Origin of the sequence: Hubeiibacter jixunmingi (assembly GCF_041928215.1) — a bacterium.
Lineage (GTDB): Bacteria > Pseudomonadota > Gammaproteobacteria > Pseudomonadales > Moraxellaceae > Acinetobacter.
This window is the reverse complement of the sequence record NZ_JBHFHK010000115.1, coordinates 1-1,942: the sequence shown is the minus strand read 5'-3', so window position 1 is coordinate 1,942 and position 1,942 is coordinate 1. Positions and strand designations below refer to the sequence as shown.

Annotated in this window: 2 protein-coding genes; one reads left to right on the top strand and one right to left on the bottom strand. The window is 35.7% G+C overall.

Going from position 1 to position 1,942, the window contains the following annotated elements:
* Window positions 1–364: 364 nt before the first annotated feature.
* On the bottom strand, window positions 365–856 hold the full coding sequence (locus tag ACEYX7_RS10835) for a YchJ family protein (RefSeq protein WP_374804021.1): 492 nt from the start codon (window positions 854–856) through the stop codon (window positions 365–367).
* Window positions 857–999: 143 nt separating this feature from the next.
* On the opposite strand from ACEYX7_RS10835, the gene rph reads away from it, so the two are divergent.
* Window positions 1,000–1,716, top strand: coding sequence for a ribonuclease PH (gene rph / locus ACEYX7_RS10830; RefSeq protein ID WP_374804017.1), 717 nt, complete (start codon window positions 1,000–1,002; stop codon window positions 1,714–1,716).
* Window positions 1,717–1,942 lie beyond the last annotated feature (226 nt).

Here is a 1,942-nt window from a genome sequence, read left to right as displayed (position 1 = left end):
ATATTATAGAACTAAAAATCACTTGTCAACTCTTTTTTTAATTTATTTTTCAAAGCAACTTTAAAAAAGTAAAACTTTAAAAAACTAAAAATCAAAAAAATCTACATCAACAAAATGCAAATTCAATCCTTTTACTTTAAATAAATCATCCTCATCACACCAACCACAAACTCACAAACTCACAAAAGAACTTGCAACCGATTGATTTTTAATAACTTATTTAAAACCACCGCTCCAGTGGATGCGTATATTAATCATTTCACCCCAACTTAGCAAGGGCTTTTTTATCTTTTTATATGTTTTAGTTGTTGAGTGGTTATTTTTTAATAAAAATAGTGGTATTTAGTATGATTTTCATTCCTTTTTATCCATTTATTAAATATTTGGCACAGCACGCTTTAAATTTTTTCCCTGAGCCACATAAGCATGCTTGTTTCATAGTAAGATTGCATGGTGTAGTGGGATCTAAGAAATACCATTTGTCATCAACTTTCACAAAGCCCGATAATTCATGGTGTGCTTGTAATTCATCGTCATTTATAAAGTAGGCTTTAAACTCGACTGTACTATGTATTTTATCTTGCACTATATGTCGAATAACCTGTAAACCTTGCCAATCAGTTTCTTTACTCCACTGCGACATTGCATCTTTATCTAAATACTGCTGTTGTGCAGGTGCAGTCGTTGCCACGATATAATCAATCAACCCCATTACGTAAGCACTATAACGCGAACGCATCAATTGTTCAGCAGTTTGCGGTGTACTGTGTTGTGTATGAAAGCTTTGACAGCACGATGCATAATCTATATTTTCAAGCACAGACGTTTGATTATCGATTGTAGCTGTAGGTAGCATACGGCAAGGGCATCGTGACATACTTAAACCTTTTTTGTAGAAATCAAGATATATAGATAAGCAACAAATCATAGCAGATTTTTGCGAGTTATCTTTGTTATACTAGCCAAAATTTTACAATCATCTTTACATAGGATAAAGCTATGCGTATCGACCAACGCCAACATGATCAATTACGTGCTATTAAAATCACTCGTAACTATACTCGCTATGCTGAAGGTTCAGTATTGGTAGAGTTTGGGCATACCAAAGTGCTATGTACTGCAAGTGTGGAAAATAGTGTACCGCGCTTTTTGAAAGGTCAAGGTCAAGGTTGGGTCACTGCAGAATATGGCATGTTGCCACGTTCGACGCACACTCGCTCAGACCGTGAGGCGGCTCGTGGTAAACAATCTGGTCGTACGCAAGAAATTCAACGTTTGATTGGGCGTAGCTTGCGTGCCATGATTGATATGAAAAAATTGGGCGAAAATACCATTCATATTGATTGTGACGTGATTCAAGCTGATGGTGGTACACGCACGGCATCAATTACTGGTGCAGCAGTGGCTTTGGTGGATGCAGTGAATTTTTTATTGGCAGAAAAGAAAATCAAACAAGATCCATTAAAAGGTTTGGTGGCTGCGGTGTCGGTCGGTATTCATGACGGTGAAGCGTTGTTAGACTTATGTTACGAAGAAGATTCAAGCTGTGAAACTGATTTAAATGTGGTGATGACGCAATCTGGTGAATTTATTGAAATTCAAGGCACTGCGGAAGAAAAACCTTTTAATCGTGAGCAAGCCAATCAAATGCTGGCATTGGCAGAAAATGGCATTAAACAGCTGATTGTAGAGCAACAAAAAGCTTTAGGTTGGTAATCTTAAAGCTTCAAATGACTCAAAATATACGCTAATTTGCAATAAATTAGCGTATATTTTTATGAAAATAAAAGAAAATTTTTATGTCTACACAAGAAAATATGATCTCAATTTGGTATGGAACTTTTGACCAAGAACAACAATTTTTAGATTAGACCTCTTTCGAAAATGTAAATTTAGCGATTAACTTGCCAATTTATAAATCCTGCCACTAATTTCATTCTCA

Coding starts and splice junctions, on each gene's coding strand:
- ACEYX7_RS10835 (WP_374804021.1), bottom strand. CDS start 856: ATGCTACCTACAGCTACAATCGATAATCAAACGTCTGTGCTTGAAAAT.
- rph (WP_374804017.1), top strand. CDS start 1,000: ATGCGTATCGACCAACGCCAACATGATCAATTACGTGCTATTAAAATC.